The sequence below is a fragment of the Verrucosispora sp. FIM060022 genome (assembly GCF_003977705.1).
GTDB lineage: Bacteria > Actinomycetota > Actinomycetes > Mycobacteriales > Micromonosporaceae > Micromonospora > Micromonospora gifhornensis.
In genome coordinates, this window is the sequence record NZ_RQIV01000001.1 from 304,817 (window position 1) to 319,624 (window position 14,808).

12 protein-coding genes are annotated in these 14,808 nt (G+C 71.0%); 7 read left to right on the plus strand and 5 right to left on the minus strand.

Annotated elements, in window-relative coordinates:
• The first annotated feature begins 66 nt into the window (after positions 1-66).
• On the plus strand, positions 67-543 hold the full coding sequence (locus EG812_RS01360) for a Rieske (2Fe-2S) protein (RefSeq protein WP_013734967.1): 477 nt from the start codon (positions 67-69) through the stop codon (positions 541-543).
• Positions 544-669: 126 nt separating this feature from the next.
• Here the strand turns inward: EG812_RS01360 and EG812_RS01365 are convergent, their stop codons facing one another.
• Positions 670-3,924, minus strand: coding sequence for a penicillin acylase family protein (locus EG812_RS01365; protein WP_126710512.1), 3,255 nt, complete (start codon positions 3,922-3,924; stop codon positions 670-672).
• A 193-nt stretch (positions 3,925-4,117) separates the two neighbouring features.
• On the opposite strand from EG812_RS01365, the gene uvrC reads away from it, so the two are divergent.
• Entirely contained in the window at positions 4,118-6,049 is a 1,932-nt protein-coding gene (uvrC, locus tag EG812_RS01370) for an excinuclease ABC subunit UvrC (protein ID WP_013734965.1), read from the plus strand.
• Here uvrC and EG812_RS01375 read toward each other — a convergent pair whose 3' ends face one another.
• On the minus strand, positions 6,050-6,670 hold the full coding sequence (locus EG812_RS01375; protein ID WP_013734964.1) for a TetR/AcrR family transcriptional regulator: 621 nt from the start codon (positions 6,668-6,670) through the stop codon (positions 6,050-6,052).
• Positions 6,671-6,751: 81 nt separating this feature from the next.
• On the opposite strand from EG812_RS01375, the gene EG812_RS01380 reads away from it, so the two are divergent.
• Complete coding sequence (locus EG812_RS01380) at positions 6,752-7,594, plus strand: NmrA family NAD(P)-binding protein (RefSeq protein WP_126710513.1); 843 nt, start codon at positions 6,752-6,754, stop codon at positions 7,592-7,594.
• 44 nt (positions 7,595-7,638) lie between these two features.
• Here EG812_RS01380 and recQ read toward each other — a convergent pair whose 3' ends face one another.
• Both recQ and EG812_RS01390 read right to left on the minus strand, forming a co-directional pair.
• Positions 7,639-9,543, minus strand: a complete 1,905-nt coding sequence (recQ, locus tag EG812_RS01385) for a DNA helicase RecQ (protein WP_233579333.1) — start codon at positions 9,541-9,543, stop codon at positions 7,639-7,641.
• A gap of 34 nt (positions 9,544-9,577) precedes the next feature.
• Entirely contained in the window at positions 9,578-10,072 is a 495-nt protein-coding gene (locus EG812_RS01390) for a GyrI-like domain-containing protein (protein WP_233579334.1), read from the minus strand.
• Between the two features lie 180 nt (positions 10,073-10,252).
• On the opposite strand from EG812_RS01390, the gene EG812_RS01395 reads away from it, so the two are divergent.
• Complete coding sequence (locus EG812_RS01395) at positions 10,253-11,065, plus strand: phytanoyl-CoA dioxygenase family protein (protein WP_126710515.1); 813 nt, start codon at positions 10,253-10,255, stop codon at positions 11,063-11,065.
• 54 nt (positions 11,066-11,119) lie between these two features.
• Positions 11,120-11,938, plus strand: a complete 819-nt coding sequence (locus EG812_RS01400) for a TrmH family RNA methyltransferase (protein ID WP_232510903.1) — start codon at positions 11,120-11,122, stop codon at positions 11,936-11,938.
• Positions 11,939-11,989: 51 nt separating this feature from the next.
• On the opposite strand, the gene EG812_RS01405 is transcribed toward EG812_RS01400, so the two are convergent.
• Entirely contained in the window at positions 11,990-12,634 is a 645-nt protein-coding gene (locus tag EG812_RS01405) for a hypothetical protein (protein ID WP_126710516.1), read from the minus strand.
• Between the two features lie 253 nt (positions 12,635-12,887).
• Between EG812_RS01405 and rapZ the strand changes: the two genes are divergently transcribed.
• Together rapZ and EG812_RS01415 are read left to right on the plus strand one after the other, a co-directional pair.
• Positions 12,888-13,802: an RNase adapter RapZ gene (rapZ, locus tag EG812_RS01410; RefSeq protein ID WP_013734956.1), complete on the plus strand. Its 915-nt coding sequence runs from the start codon at positions 12,888-12,890 to the stop codon at positions 13,800-13,802.
• On the plus strand, positions 13,799-14,773 hold the full coding sequence (locus tag EG812_RS01415; protein WP_013734955.1) for a gluconeogenesis factor YvcK family protein: 975 nt from the start codon (positions 13,799-13,801) through the stop codon (positions 14,771-14,773). The genes rapZ and EG812_RS01415 overlap by 4 nt, the downstream gene beginning before the upstream one ends.
• Positions 14,774-14,808: the final 35 nt, after the last annotated feature.

Sequence of the window (14,808 nt, forward strand, 5' to 3'; positions counted from 1 at the left end):
CAGAGTGGTTCGGGTTCGAAAACCTGACGGGGATCATGCACGGTGGTAGCCGAGGAGGGTGCGGGGATGACTGACGACCAGGTGGCGGGGGCGCGGCCGGTACGGACACGGCGGGCGCTGCTGGCCGGTGCGGGTGCGGCCGGGGCGGCGGCGATGTTGGCGGCCTGCGGCGGCGGGGACGACGGCGCGGCGACCACCAGCCCGGGTCCGCAGGTGACGAACACCGGCGACGCGGGTGGGGGCGGCCGCCAGGACAGCCAGTCGCTGGCCCGGACCAGCGACATCCCGGTCGGTGGGGGTGCCGTCCTGTCCGCCCAGGGGATCGTGATCACCCAGCCGTCGCCGGGGGAGTTCCGCGGCTTCGACCCGAAGTGCCCGCACCAGGGGTGCAACGTGACGACCGTCGAGGGCGGCACGATCAACTGCGTCTGCCACAACAGCCGGTTCTCGATCGAGGACGGCTCGGTCCAGTCCGGTCCGTCCCCCGCGCCGCTGGAACGTAAGGACGTCAAGGTCTCCGGCGACCAGATCGCTCTCGCCTGACCCGCCGGCCGGTGGGCCGTCGACGAGACGACACCCTGGCCGGTGTGGGCCGTCGACGAGACGACCCACCGGATCCAGCCGCAGCGGCCGTGGCCAGGGGGCGGCCCCGGCCACGGCCGATCGCGCTCAGTGTGCGTACACGGACAGCTCCCACAGGGAGAAGCCGTAGGAGGTGCCTCGGGTGAGGCCGGTCATCCGGACGTAGCGGGCCTGCTGCGGGGTGAAGGCCACCACGTCGGTGCCGCCGTCGCCCGCTGTGGTCGACCACACCGGCCGCCAGGTGCTTCCGTCGCCCGAGACCTCCACCCGGTACGACCGGGCGTACGCCGCCTCCCAGGCCAGCACCACCCGGCCGATCTGCCGGACGCTGCCCAGGTCCACCCGGATCCACTGGTTGTCCGACCATGAACTGGCCCAGCGGGTGCCGAGGTTCCCGTCGACGGCCCGGGCGGCGCCGTTGCCGAGTTGGCTGCTGGAGGCGGTCACCGGCCGCCCGACGGCCAGGTTGGTCAGGTCGTCGCCGCGGCGCGCCGGGAACGAGACCACCTGCTGGTAGGTGGGCCGGTTCTGCCAGGCGATGGTGGCGTGCTTGATGCCGCCCAGCGGCGACTGGATGATCGCGTCGGCGCACCACTGGTCGCCGGCCGCGCAGCTGGCGTCGCCCGGGTAGGTCGTGGTGGCCGGGGTGGCCGCCGCCGTGCGCAGGGTGTCCAGCAGGATCTGCCGGCACGCGCCCAGGTTGCCGTTGCCGCAGAAGGTACGCCCGGGGCTACCGGCGACCGGGGCACCGAGGACCGCGCGCAGGTCCTTGTCGACGTAACCCCACCAGCCGTACTGGAACGCCGAGCCCTTGTGGGTCTGTGCCCCGTTGGCCGAGGACGGCAGGTTCGACACGTCACCCTGTTGCAGGCCCGACGGTGATTCGTTGACCTGGAGGGTGTTGATCAGCGACTGGTAGAGGTCGGGGCCGAGGGGGTCCCGGAACATCCCCCGGACCAGCAGGGGCCACCAGGCGTCGAAGGTACGGATCGCCTCGGCGTGCTGGTACACCTTGCTGCCCTTGGCGGTCTCCACCCGCAGCGCCCCGGCCTGCCGCCACGCCTTCAACCGGCCGATCTCGGCCGCCAGGGCCGTGTCGGTGACCGGCTGGCTCTCCAGCACCCGGATCAGCTCGTCGAGCACCTCCGCACCGCGCAGGTCGGTCAGCCCGGCCCGCTGCACCAACTCGGTGAGTGAGCCTCGGTCGAACTTGCGGCCCGCCGCGATGGCCGCCTTCACCGGCTTGTCCAGCAGGTCACCCCGGTGTACGGCGCCGAAGCTGAAGTTGCCGTCGGCCGCCCCGAAGTCCTTGGCCTGCTTGTTGTTCCAGCTGATGTAGTAGTCCTGGTCGATCGACTGCGGGTGGGCGGAGCGTGGCGCGTACCGGGCGGTGCGGGCGTCCGGGTCGAAGTCCTGCCACTCGTAGGCCCGATCGGCGCGCATCGGCAGGTTCGGGTTGCTGCCGGCGGCCCGCACCGGGTTGAGCCCGGAGTTGAAGTACGCCGACTGGGTGGAGTTGACGTAGAACCAGTTGAAGGCGTACTCGACGTTGTGGGCCGACTCCAGGAACGCTGACGCGGTGCCCATCTGGGTCGGGTCGTTGAACATCTGGAACCCGATCGCCGAGTCGGCTTCCCGCCCGTAGGTGGAGCGCAGCTGGGTGAAGGCGTGCGGGACGCCGCCGACGGTGCCGCGCCAGGCCACCAGGCCCAGCTTCGTACGCCAGGCGACCAGCTTGTACGACCCGGCCGGGGTGCTGTCGGCGACGGTCGGGTTCCACCGGTTGACGTGCGACAGTTCCTCCATCGCCAGGCACTGGCCGCGGAACAGGTAGTGGTTGCTGGCCAGGGTGGGCGTGCCGCCACCGGGCACGCACAGCGGCACCGCGTACGTGTCGGTGATGTCGTGGACGGCGGAGGTGGCGCTCCAGGCGTAGTCCTGGCCCCGGCCGAGCAGCACGTACAGGTTGAGTCCGGCGAAGGCGGCGCCCCGGGCGCTGATGCCGGGGCCCTGCAACTCCTGGACCATCAGCAGTTGCGGGGAGAAGTAGCCGGTCTGCGGCCCGAACACGGCGATCGGGTGGCCGGTGGCGGAGTGCTCGGCGGAGATCACCGCCGCGTTGGACATGCCCCGGTTGGCCGGGGTGATGGTCAGCCCGGACAGCGCGGCGGCCAGTTCGGAGGAGCTGGTGGACCCGGCGGTGGTGGCGGAGCCGGTGGGGCCGGTGACGACCGGCTCGACCCGGGCGGAACCCGCGTCGGGCAGCACCACGCTGGGGGCGTCGGGGGAGGCGTCACCGTACGGGAAGCTCTGCCCGTCGTGCAGGGTCAGCACGGTCTCCGGGTCGTTCTGGCCCCGGAAGCCGTTCCACACCCGGTCGCCCTCGACCGGGCCGTACTTGGCGCGGGCGGCGATGCGGACCAGCGCGGACTGCATCTCGTTGCCGCCACCGCCGCCGAACAGGCCGCCGACCACGCCGGCGATGGCGATCAGGTCGGTCATGGTGAACGGCTTCGGCCCACCGGCGTTGGTGATCGCGTCCAGGTGGCCGGTCAGCACGTACTCGCCGGGGCAGTTGCGGCCCGACATGCAGGTGCGGATGTACGCGTTGATGCCGGCGATGTACTCCTGCACGTCGGCGTAGAGCTGCTCGCCGCGCGCTCCGCCCTTGCGCCGCAGCGCCTCGACCTGGGCGGCCAGGTCGGCCTCGGTGTAGGGGGAGGTACGCCAGACGCTCTGTTCCAGGGCGCGGTTGCCGGGGGCGCCGCCGGCGAAGGAGGTCAGCGTGCCTCGGCCGACGTGGCGCAGCAGGTCCATGGTGAACAGTCGGTCCTCGGCGCCGGCGTAGCCCGCGCCGTACATGGTGCCGGCCCGGGTGCTCCCGGTGATGTGCGGTACGCCGGTGGCCTTGTCCCGCACGATGCGCACGTCGGAGCGCGGGGAGTAGTCGCGTTCGACCTGGTTGGGGGCGACCCCGAAGGCGGCGTCGTGGAAGAAGTTGCCGATCTGCTCCTCGCGCAGTCCGGCGTAGCCGTAGACGAGGTTTGCGTACCTGTCGAGTTGGTCGGCGGAGTGCCGGGGCAGGGTGCCGAAGGCCTGGTTGCCGAGGATCTCGACAAGGGTGGCGTTGCCGTTCTGGCCGGGCGGCAGGATCTCCGAGCATTCGCCGAGGCAGTAGTCGTTGCCGGCGAAGGCGCTGGCGACGTTCACCGCGAGGGTGCTGTTCGCGGGCGCGGCGGTGGTGGCGGTGGCGGTGGGCGGGACGGCGACCAGCAGGGCGGCGACGGCGATGGCGCCGGTCGCACCGGCGAGCAGCCGGCGGGTGGCGGTACGAGCAGACATGGCGATCCTCTGTGGACGGGGGGCCATCGGGCGGGATCATTACATGAAGAACATTCGGTTACTGGATGGTAGGCCGCAGGCGTCGATATTGGAAGACGTCAATCCGGATGGCCGGCGCTGCCCACGCACTCGGGCGGGAAGCCGTCGACCAGGGACGATTCGGGCTGTCGGGGGCGGCGGATAGGCTCGGAGCGTGGCTGATCCGTCGACCTACCGTCCCGCCCCCGGCACCATCCCGGAGTCCCCGGGGGTCTACCGGTTCCGCGACGGCACCGGCCGGGTGATCTACGTCGGCAAGGCGAAGAACCTGCGCAGCCGCCTCAACTCCTACTTCGCCGACCTGCTGGGGCTGCACGACCGCACCCGGCAGATGGTCACCACGGCCGAATCGGTCGACTGGGTCACCGTCGGCACCGAGGTCGAGGCGCTTCAGCTCGAATACACCTGGATCAAGCAGTACGACCCGAGGTTCAACGTCCGCTACCGCGACGACAAGTCGTACCCCTACCTCGCGGTCACCCTCGACGAGGAATATCCGCGGTTGCAGGTCATGCGCGGGGCCAAGCGCAAGGGGGTGCGCTACTTCGGGCCGTACTCGCACGCCTGGGCGATCCGCGAGACGCTCGACCTGCTGCTGCGGGTCTTCCCGGCGCGGACCTGCTCCGCCGGGGTGTTCAAGCGCGCCGGTCAGGTCGGCCGGCCCTGCCTGCTGGGCTACATCGGCAAGTGCTCCGCGCCCTGCGTCGGCAGCGTCACCGCGCAGGAGCACCGTGAGATCGTCGACGGGTTCTGCGACTTCATGGCCGGGCGCACCGACAGCATGGTGCGCAAGCTGGAACGCGAGATGACCCAGGCCAGCGCCGAGTTGGAGTTCGAGCGGGCGGCCCGGCTGCGCGACGACGTCGCGGCGCTGCGCCGGGCGATGGAGAAACAGACAGTCGTGCTCGGCGACGGCACCGACGCCGACGTGGTCGCCTTCGCCGACGACCCCCTGGAAGCCGCGGTGCAGGTCTTCCACGTCCGGGGCGGCCGGGTGCGGGGCCAGCGCGGCTGGGTGGTGGAGAAGACCGAAGACCTCACCACCGGCGACCTGGTGCACCACTTCTGCACCCAGGTCTACGGCGGCGAGCACGGCGAGACCGACGTGCCGCGCGAACTGCTGGTGCCGGAGTTGCCCGCCGACGCCGAGGCGCTGGCCGACTGGCTGGCCACCCACCGGGGCAGCCGGGTCAGCCTGCGGGTGCCGCAGCGCGGCGACAAGCGTGCCCTGCTGGAGACGGTGGAGCGCAACGCCAAGGACGCCCTGGCCCGGCACAAGCTCAAGCGGGCCGGTGACCTGACCACCCGCAGCAAGGCCCTCGACGAGATCAGCGAGGCGCTCGGCATGCGGACGGCACCGTTGCGCATCGAGTGCTTCGACGTCTCCCAGATCCAGGGCAGTGACGTGGTGGCCAGCATGGTCGTCTTCGAGGACGGCCTGCCCCGCAAGAGCGAGTACCGCCGCTTCATCGTCCGGGGCGCCACCGACGACCTGTCGGCGATGTCCGAGGTGCTGCGCCGCCGCTTCGCCCGCTACCTCGACGTGCGCGCCGAGACCGGCGAGATCGGCGAGGAGACCGCCGCGGATCCGGACCGCCCCGGCGTCGACCCGACCACCGGGCGGCCCCGCAAGTTCGCGTACCCACCGCAGCTGGTGGTGGTCGACGGCGGTGCCCCGCAGGTCGCCGCCGCCGCGCAGGCCCTCGCCGAGCTGGGCATCGACGACGTGGCGCTGTGCGGTCTGGCCAAGCGGCTGGAGGAGGTGTGGCTGCCCGACGACGACTTCCCGGTCATCCTGCCGCGCACCTCGGAAGGGCTCTACCTGCTGCAACGGGTACGCGACGAGGCGCACCGCTTCGCCATCACCTTCCACCGGCAGCGCCGCTCCAAGCGGATGACCACCTCCGCCCTGGACGACATCCCCGGCCTGGGCGACGTACGCCGCAAGGCACTGCTGCGGCACTTCGGCTCGCTCAAGCGCCTCTCGGCCGCCACCGTCGAGGAGATCACCGAGGTCCCCGGTGTGGGCCGGCGCACTGCCGAGGCCATCCTCGCCGCCCTCGCCCCCGCGACCTCATCTGATTGATCAGCTCGGCGGGGCACCGGGCAGGGGCGTGCCCCGGGGTGCGGTGGCGTCCAGCGCGTCCAGCATCAGGTGCAGGTAGCGGGCCGGCTGGTCGGCGACATGTCTGGGCAACCGGTCCGGATGGCAGGTGAAGACGGTGAGCAGGGCCACCAGATCGCCGGTGCCGATATCCGCGCGGATCGTCCCGGCCCGTTGCCCATCGGTGACCAGGCCGTCCAGCAGGTCCAACCACTCCTGGCGGGACCGGGCGAACGCGGGTAGCGCCTGCACCTGCGCGACGGGGAGGTCGGCCAGAGCCGCAGCCAGCGCGCCCTGCCCTGGAGAGGCGCACCAGTCGACCAGTTCGCGCAGCGCCGACCAGGAATCCGCCGCGCCGTCGATGATCCGCCGGGTGGCGGTCACCAGGTCGGCGACGTACGCCTCGGCGACGGCACCGAGTAGCGCCTCTCGGGTGGGAAATCGCCGATAGAGCGTGCCGACGCCGACCCCGGCGCGGCGTGCCACCAGTTCCATCGGTGCGTCGAGCCCGTGCTCGACGACCACCTCGCGGGCCGCCGACATGATCTTTGTCAGGTTGCGGCGTGCGTCGGCCCGTAGGGGAGCGGCGTCGTTTGTCGGCAAGGCGTCCTCTATCCGGAAGGTTGTCCTCCGGTTATCCTAGTCGCCGGATAACCGGAATACCTCATTCCGCTTGGAGGCTTGGTGATCATCGTGACCGGCGCGACCGGACGGATCGGGCGCGCACTTGTCGATCGACTGGACCGGCACGCGGTAGCCCGGCGGGCGGTGGTACGCCAGCCTCGGCACGTCGCCGAACTCGGCGGTGATGTCACGCTCGCCGACTTCGCCGACCCCCGCTCGATCCGTGCCGCCCTCGTTCCCGGCGCCCGCCTGCTGCTCAACGGCGTACCGGGGCCGGACTTCGTCCACCAGCAACGGTCGATCATCGATCTTGCCGCCGAGGCCGGCGTCGCGCAGCTGGTCAAAATATCGGTACGCGGAGCGGCGCCCGGTGCGCTACTGGCCCAGGGCCAGCACGGCGAGATCGACGATCATTTGCGCGCATCAGGACTGCCGTACCTGATCCTGCAACCGGTCGGCTTCATGCAGAACCTCCTCCCCGAGGTCAGTTTCACCGATGGCGAGGGACGGTTCTACGGGTCGTACGGGTCTGGCCCGGTTGGCTACCTCGATGCTCGGGACATCGCCGACGTCGCCGCCGCCCTGCTGACCCGGCCGGTCGAGGCGAACGCCACGCTGACCCTGACCGGCCCCGAGGCGTACACCCACCAGGAGGTGGCCGAGACGATGACCGCCGTGCTCGGCCGCCCGGTGCACTACGTCGACCTGCCGGTGGCCGCCATGGCACAGCGCCTACGCGCGGCCGGCCTGCCTTCGGCGTTCGCCGACGACCTCGCCAGGCTGATGCGCGACGTCGGCGACGGCCGGTGGGCCGACACCACCGACACCGTCCAGGCGATCACCGGCCGCCCCCCGCGCACCCTGGCCACCTTCATCGCCGACCACGCCACCTCCTGGACCTGACCCCACACGGTTCGGCGGGTCACGACAAAGGTGGTGCAGTCGGGTTACTCGGCGTTGGTGAGGACGTTGAGGATCTGCTCGCCGTACTTGGCCAGCTTGTTCTCGCCGACGCCACTGATTCCGGACAGCTCGGCCAGTGAGGTCGGCATCTCGGCGGCGATCTGCCGCAGCGTGGCGTCATGGAAGATGACGTACGCCGGGACGCCCTGCTCTTTGGCGGTGGCGGCCCGCCAGGCGCGCAGCCTCTCGAAGGTGCCGGTCGCCTCCGGGGACAGGTCGGCGACCACGGTGGCCGCGCCCCGCGGCTTGGCGGTGCGCGCCGCCTTGGCCGGGCGGGCCGCCTCACGGCGCAGCATCACGGTACGCCGCCGGCCCAGCACCTCGGCGCTGGCGTCGGTGAGCGCCAGGGTGCCGTAGTCGCCCTCGACGGCCAACAGCCCCTCGGCCAGCAGTTGCCGCACCACGCCACGCCACTCGGCCTCGCTGAGCTCACCGCCGATGCCGAACACGGTGAGCGAGTCGTGCCGATGTTGGGTGATCTTGTCGTTGCTGCGGCCCAGCAGGATGTCGATGCAGTGCCCGGCACCGAAGCGCTGGTTGCGTTCCCGATCGAGCCGGAACACCGTGGAGAGCAGCTTCTGCGCGGCCACCGTGCCGTCCCACGACTCCGGGGGCTCCAGGCAGGTGTCGCAGTTGCCGCAGTTGCCGCTGGCCGGCTCGCCGAAGTACTCCAGCAACTGCACCCGACGGCAACGGACCGTCTCGCAGAGCGCCAGCATCGCGTCGAGGTGGGCGGCGAGGTTCCGCCGGTGCGCCAGGTCACCCTCGGACGTGTCGATCATCTTGCGCTGCTGCACGACGTCCTGCAGCCCGTACGCCAGCCAGGCGGTCGACGGTAGTCCGTCGCGGCCCGCGCGGCCGGTCTCCTGGTAGTAGCCCTCGACCGACTTGGGCAGGTCGAGGTGGGCGACGAAGCGGACGTCCGGCTTGTCGATGCCCATCCCGAACGCGATCGTCGCCACCATCACCACCCCGTCGGCCCGTAGGAACCGCTGCTGGTTGGCCGCGCGCGTCGCCGCGTCCAGACCGGCGTGGTACGGCAGTGCGTCGATGCCGTTGGCGACCAGGAACTCGGCGGTCTTCTCCACCGAGGCGCGGGACAGGCAGTAGACGATCCCCGCATCCCCCGGATGCTCGTCGCGCAGCAGGGCCAGCAGTTGCTTGCGCGGCTCCCGCTTCGGCACGATCCGGTACTGGATGTTGGGCCGGTCGAAGCTGGCCACGAAGTGCCGGGCCTCGGTCAGGTTGAGCCGGGTGGCGATCTCCGACCGGGTGGCGCTGGTCGCGGTGGCGGTCAGCGCGATCCGGGGTACGCCGGGCCACCGCTCGTGCAGCATCGACAGGTTCAGGTAGTCGGGGCGGAAGTCGTGCCCCCACTGCGACACGCAGTGCGCCTCGTCGATGGCGAACAGGCTGATCCGCCCCCGGTCCAGCAGGCTCAGGGTGGCGCGGCTGGCCAGCGCCTCCGGGGCCAGGTAGAGCAGGTCGATCTCCCCGGCCACGAACTCCGCCTCGACCAGCCGGCGGGTGTCCAGATCGAGGGTGGAGTTGAGGAAACCGGCCTTCACGCCGACCGCGGTCAACGCGTCCACCTGGTCCTGCATCAACGCGATCAGCGGCGAGATCACCACCGCGACGCCGTCGCGGACCAGGGCCGGGATCTGATAACACAGCGACTTGCCGCCGCCGGTCGGCATCAGCACCAGGGCGTCCCCGCCGTCGACCACGTGGTCGATGACCTCGCGCTGGAAGCCCCGGAAGGCGTCGTACCCGAAGACCCGCCGCAGCACCTCCAGCGCCGCCGTCACCTTCGCACCGGCCGGCGCGTCGCTGTCGGTCACGTCCGCGATGCTCAGGTCACTGGTGCGCACGTCGGCGGGAGAGGCCATCCGAGGATTCTATGAGCAGCTGCTCGCCGGGCCGCTACGCCGGTTCGATGGGCAGCCAGAGCTCGCAGGTCGCGGTGCTGAAATCGTTCGCCGGATCGGGCACCGCGACGATCTCCGGGCCTCGCCGCAGCCGCCACGGATTGAAGGGAAACCATTCGGCTGCGGCCGTGGCCCAGGCATTCTGAAGGGTCTGCGGATGCGGCCCCGCCGTCCGGATGACCACCCAGGTGCCGGCCGGGACCTCGATGATGTCGAGGCCGCCCGGGATCGGCGTGCTCGGGGACACGGCGACCCCATGCAGGTAGGTCAGCTCGCTGCCCTCGCCGTAGTCGGCGTCGAGGTCGTCGCTGACCGCGAGCAGGCCGCTCGGCTCAGCGTTGCCGAGTGCCTTCAAGCGCAGGTGCTCCTCGGCCGGCAGTGCGGCGATGTGCTGCTGGATGTACGGGTTGACGCCTCGGTGGATCAACGGAACGCGAGCAGCGTGCCCCACGAGCCGGAACGCGGGATGGTCGACGATGCGAGTGTCCATGTGTTCGCTTTCTTCGACAGGTAGGCGGAACCTGAGCGGGGGGTGATCGACGGCGTACCGGTCGCGGCTGATCGTCGTTCCTCCGATCCGATCGTGCGGCAGCGCTGCTGCGACCCACCCGATAGAAGCCGCGCGGGAAGTGTCGGGTGAGCGGGATCGATGTCGCCGCATGATGGGGCCATGGATGACACAACACTGGTGTCCCGCTTTCTTCGCGACGGCTTCGTCAAGTTGGCCGGTGCCGTCGCGCCGCGGGTGGCTGCGGACTGCGCGCGGCTGCTGTGGCGAGAGACGGGCTGCGACCCGGACGACCCAGCGACGTGGAGACAGCCCGTGCACTGGGTGGAGGGCATGGCGCAGGGGCCGTTCGCCGCCGCCCCCAATTCCCCGTTCCTCCATCACGCGTACGACCTGCTGGTCGGCGCGGGACGCTGGGAGCCGCGCTACTCGCTGGGCACGTTCCCGCTGCGCTTCCCGCACGAAGAGGAGCCGAACGACGCGGGCTGGCACATCGAGGGCAGCTATCTGCCGGAGGGCGAGAGCTGGTACTTCACGAATGTGCGTTCCCGTGGCCGGGCGCTGCTGATGCTGTTCCTGTTCAGCGAGGTCGGTGAGGAGGACGCCCCGACCCGGATCCGGGTCGGCTCACACCTCGACGTGCCGAGGGTGCTGGAGAAGTACGGGGAGAACGGGGCGAGCGGGCTGGAACTTGCGCCCGACCTGGTGGCGGCATCCAGCCACCGGCCACTCGCCCTCGCCACCGGGTCCCCGGGCGACGTCTTTCTGTGCCATCCGTTCCTGGTGCACGCGGCGCAACCGCACCACGGGACACGGCCGCGCTTCATGGCCCAGCCGCCGCTGATGCCGGCCGCGCCGTACGAATTGGAGCGGGCCGACGGCGCCTACTCACCCGTGGAGATCGCGATCCGTCGGGGCCTTGGACGGGACACCCCAGATCTGGACGGGGTAGGCACCGACGACAATGCCGGGTAGGCGTGCCAGGCGTGGCACGGGTGATGCACGACGGAGGCGGGGACAAGGGTGGTTCTGCGGGTGAGTGGTCGCAACGCGCGATTCCAGCAGTGGGAGGCTCTCCTGCACAATCGGACCAAGCGGCAACGTCGCGGCGAATTCCTCGTGCAGGGCGTGCGTCCGATTGCCATGGCCGTCGAACACGGTTGGCAGATCCGAGAGCTGCTGTACAACACAAGCGTTGCGCTGTCCGGCTGGGCACGCGACCTGCTGGAAAAGGTCCGGGCCGAGAAGATCGCCGTCTCCCGTGAACTGATGCACGAGCTGGGAGGTAAGGCGGACGACGTACCGGAGTTGCTGGCCGTGGTCGCGCTGCCGGAGGACGACCTGTGCCGTATCCCGACCGGACCGACCATGCTCACGGTCGTGTTCGATCGGCCGACCAGCCCCGGCAACATCGGGACCCTCGTCCGGTCCGCAGACGCCTTCGGCGCCTCCGGCGTCATCATCACCGGCCACGCCGCCGACGTGTACGACCCGAAGGCAGTCCGGGCGAGCACCGGCTCGCTGTTCGCTCTGCCAGTGGTTCGGGTGCCCGCCCGTCAGGCCGTGCTGTCCTGGGGCGTCGACGTCCGTGCGGGCGGCATCGGCATGAACGTCGTGGGAACCGATGAGCTGGGCGCGCTGGATGTCGCCGATTACGACTTCAGGCAACCAACGCTGATCGTGATCGGCAATGAGACCACCGGTCTCAGCTCCGGCTGGCGTGAGGCCTGCGACCAGGTTGTCCGGATCCCGATGTCCGGGGCAGCCAGCTCACTGAACGCGGCGACCGCCGCGACCGTCGTGCTGTACGAGTCGGCACGGCAGCGGACTGCTGCCGCCCGACGGTAGCGCACTGGTCGCCGCGAATCGCCGCAAGGCTCTCCACTGCTGCTGACCGGCTCAGGAAGGCACGGGGACGGGTTTGGCCCAGCGGGGGGTGCCGGTGGGGTCGACGTAGCAGAGGGCGACCAGCAGATCGGCGGGGTCGGTGAGGGGGGTGGCGGCGGGGCCCATCCGGAACAGGGCCACCAGGTCACCCTCGGCCACCGCACGGGTGCTGACCGCGCCGAGGTTGTCCGGGGTACGCAGCGAGTCGCTCGACTCCGGGCGGGAGACGGCACCGGCGAGGAAGTCGTACCGTGCGGCGAGTGTCTCGTACGAGTCGGCCCAGTTGAATCCGGTGCTGCCGGCGGCGTCCCAGCCACCGCTCGGGGGCACCACCCGGGGCGGGTCGAGCCGGTTGTCCAGCAGGATCACCTGATAGGTGCCGGGCTGGCCCGGGCCCGACCACCGCAACCGCAGCAGCACGGACTGGTTGTCGGGGTCCCCGACCGGGGCGGAGCCGTTGCGCCAGCCGTACGCGCTGACCAGGTCGGCCACCTGGTCCGGCTGCGGCAGCATCGCCTCGACGGTGACGGTGACCGCGTCAGGGCCGGCGTTGTGCTCACGTTCGCGTTGCCGCGCGTGGTCGATCGTGGCCAGTACCGCGACGGTGACCGAGACGAGGGCCACCACCCAGCGCAGTCGCGCTCCGTGTCTGCCCATGGCCGGAGGATAACGCCGTCGCCCGCCGCGCGCCGTCAGTCAGCCGACAAGGCCGGGGGTTGGTCGACAATGGCGGCGGGCAGTCCGCCGACATGGCAGGTGGGTAGGTGATCGACAGCCGGGTTGACCGGCGCGATCGGGCTGGCGGGGGAGCCTCGGGGCGTCGGTGGCAACGCTCCGGCAGGCCGCACTAGAGTCGCTTTGACCATGCCCGGTCGGCCTGACCGGAGCGCCACAGCTTGGGGGTTGACGGGTGGGCGAGGCGCACACGAACGGTCATCACGTCGGCGGCACCGGGGCGGCGGAGACGGACACCACGCTTGTCGTGGTCACCGGTCTGTCCGGTGGTGGGCGCAGCACCGTCGCCCGAGCCCTGGAGAACGTCGGCTTCTACGTCGTGGACAACCTGCCGCAGGCGTTGCTGCTGGACATGGCCGAGCTGGCGGTGAAGGCCGGCGGGGCGGCCCGGCGTACCGCGATGGTGTTGGACGTGCGGTCCCGGGCCTTCTCCACGGACCTGGCCGAGGCGATCCGGGAGCTCAAGGAGCGCGGGTACGCGCCCCGGGTGGTCTTCGTCGACGCCGACGACGAGGTGTTGATCCGCCGTTTCGAGAGCGTGCGTCGTTCCCACCCGTTGCAGGGCGACGGGCGGCTCGCCGACGGCATCGCGGTCGAGCGGGGCCTGCTGGAGGAGGCCCGCGACCAGGCCGACGTGATCATCGACACCAGCCACCTCAACGTCAACCAGCTGCGTCGGCGCATCGAGGAACTGTTCGGCGGGGAGGATGCCCGCAAGCTGCGGGTAACGGTGATCTCCTTCGGCTTCAAGTACGGCCTGCCGCCGGATGCGGATTTCGTGCTCGACGCCCGGTTCCTGCCCAACCCGTACTGGGTGCCGGAACTGCGGGAGCACACCGGCCGCGAGGAGGCGGTCAGCGCGTACGTGCTGGGGCAGGAGGGTGCGGACACCTTCGTCTCGGCGTACGCCGATCTCGTGGGCGCCACCACCGCCGGCTTCGAGCGGGAGGGCAAGCGGTACCTGACCGTCGCGGTGGGTTGCACCGGCGGCAAGCACCGCAGCGTGGCCATCGCCGAGGAGTTGGCCGCCCGGTTGCGTCGTGCCGGCCTGGCCGCCAACGCGCAGCACCGCGACCTGGGGCGGGAATGACGATCCGGGTGGTGAGCTTCGGCGGCGGGCACGGCCTGTCCGCCGCGCTGCGGGCGTTACGTCGTTGCGCACCCGAACTGGATCTGGACATCACCGCGGTGGTGACCGTCGGTGACGACGGCGGTTCCAGTGGGCGGCTGCGCGCCGAGCGGGGTGGGCTGCCCCCGGGTGACCTGCGGCAGGCGTTGGTCGCGCTGGCCGGTGACCACCCGGCCACCCGACGCAGCGCCGGGCTGTTCCAGCACCGCTTCGCCGCGGTGGCCACCGACGGTGGCCGACCTGACGCGCTCGCCGGTCACGCGGTGGGCAATCTGGTGATCTCCGGCCTGATGGAGTTGCTGGGCGACCCGGTGGCCGCGCTGGAACACGCCGGGGCGATGTTGGGTGCGGTCGGCCGGGTGCTGCCGATGTCCTGCGAGCCGGTCGACATCGAGGCGCGGGTACGCGGCACGGACCCGGATCGCCCCGACGAGGTCCGCACCGTACGCGGCCAGCACCAGGTCGCGGTCAGTACCGGTCGGGTGGAGTCGCTGCGGATCACCCCGCAGGCCCCGGAGGCCTGTCCGGAGGCGGTCGCGGCGATCGGTGCGGCCGACTGGTTGATCTTCGGGCCGGGCAGCTGGTACACAAGCGTCCTGCCGCACCTGCTGGTACCGCAGCTGGCCGCGGCGATCCTGGCCAGTTCCGCTCGCCGGCTGGTCACCCTCAACCTCGCCGCCGAGCAGGAGACGCTCGGTCTGTCCGTGGCCGACCACCTCGCGGCGCTGCGGTGGTATCTGCCGGAGTTGACTGTCGACTACGTGATCGCCGATTCCAAGGCGGTCGGTGATCCCGCCCCGGTCGACCGTGCGGCAGAATCGCTCGGGGCCCGACTCGTCCTCGCCCCGGTAGCGGTCGACGACGGCACTCCCCGCCATGATCCGGCCGCGTTGGCCGCCGCGCTGGTGCCCGTACTGGGCGCCGATCGTTAGACACGTACGTAATCTCCGGCGACACGCCGGAACCG

Coding starts and splice junctions, on each gene's coding strand:
- EG812_RS01415 (WP_013734955.1), top strand. CDS start 13,799: ATGACGATCCGGGTGGTGAGCTTCGGCGGCGGGCACGGCCTGTCCGCC.
- recQ (WP_233579333.1), bottom strand. CDS start 9,543: ATGGCCTCTCCCGCCGACGTGCGCACCAGTGACCTGAGCATCGCGGAC.
- EG812_RS01395 (WP_126710515.1), top strand. CDS start 10,253: ATGGATGACACAACACTGGTGTCCCGCTTTCTTCGCGACGGCTTCGTC.
- EG812_RS01365 (WP_126710512.1), bottom strand. CDS start 3,924: ATGTCTGCTCGTACCGCCACCCGCCGGCTGCTCGCCGGTGCGACCGGC.
- EG812_RS01390 (WP_233579334.1), bottom strand. CDS start 10,072: ATGGACACTCGCATCGTCGACCATCCCGCGTTCCGGCTCGTGGGGCAC.
- EG812_RS01405 (WP_126710516.1), bottom strand. CDS start 12,634: ATGGGCAGACACGGAGCGCGACTGCGCTGGGTGGTGGCCCTCGTCTCG.
- EG812_RS01360 (WP_013734967.1), top strand. CDS start 67: ATGACTGACGACCAGGTGGCGGGGGCGCGGCCGGTACGGACACGGCGG.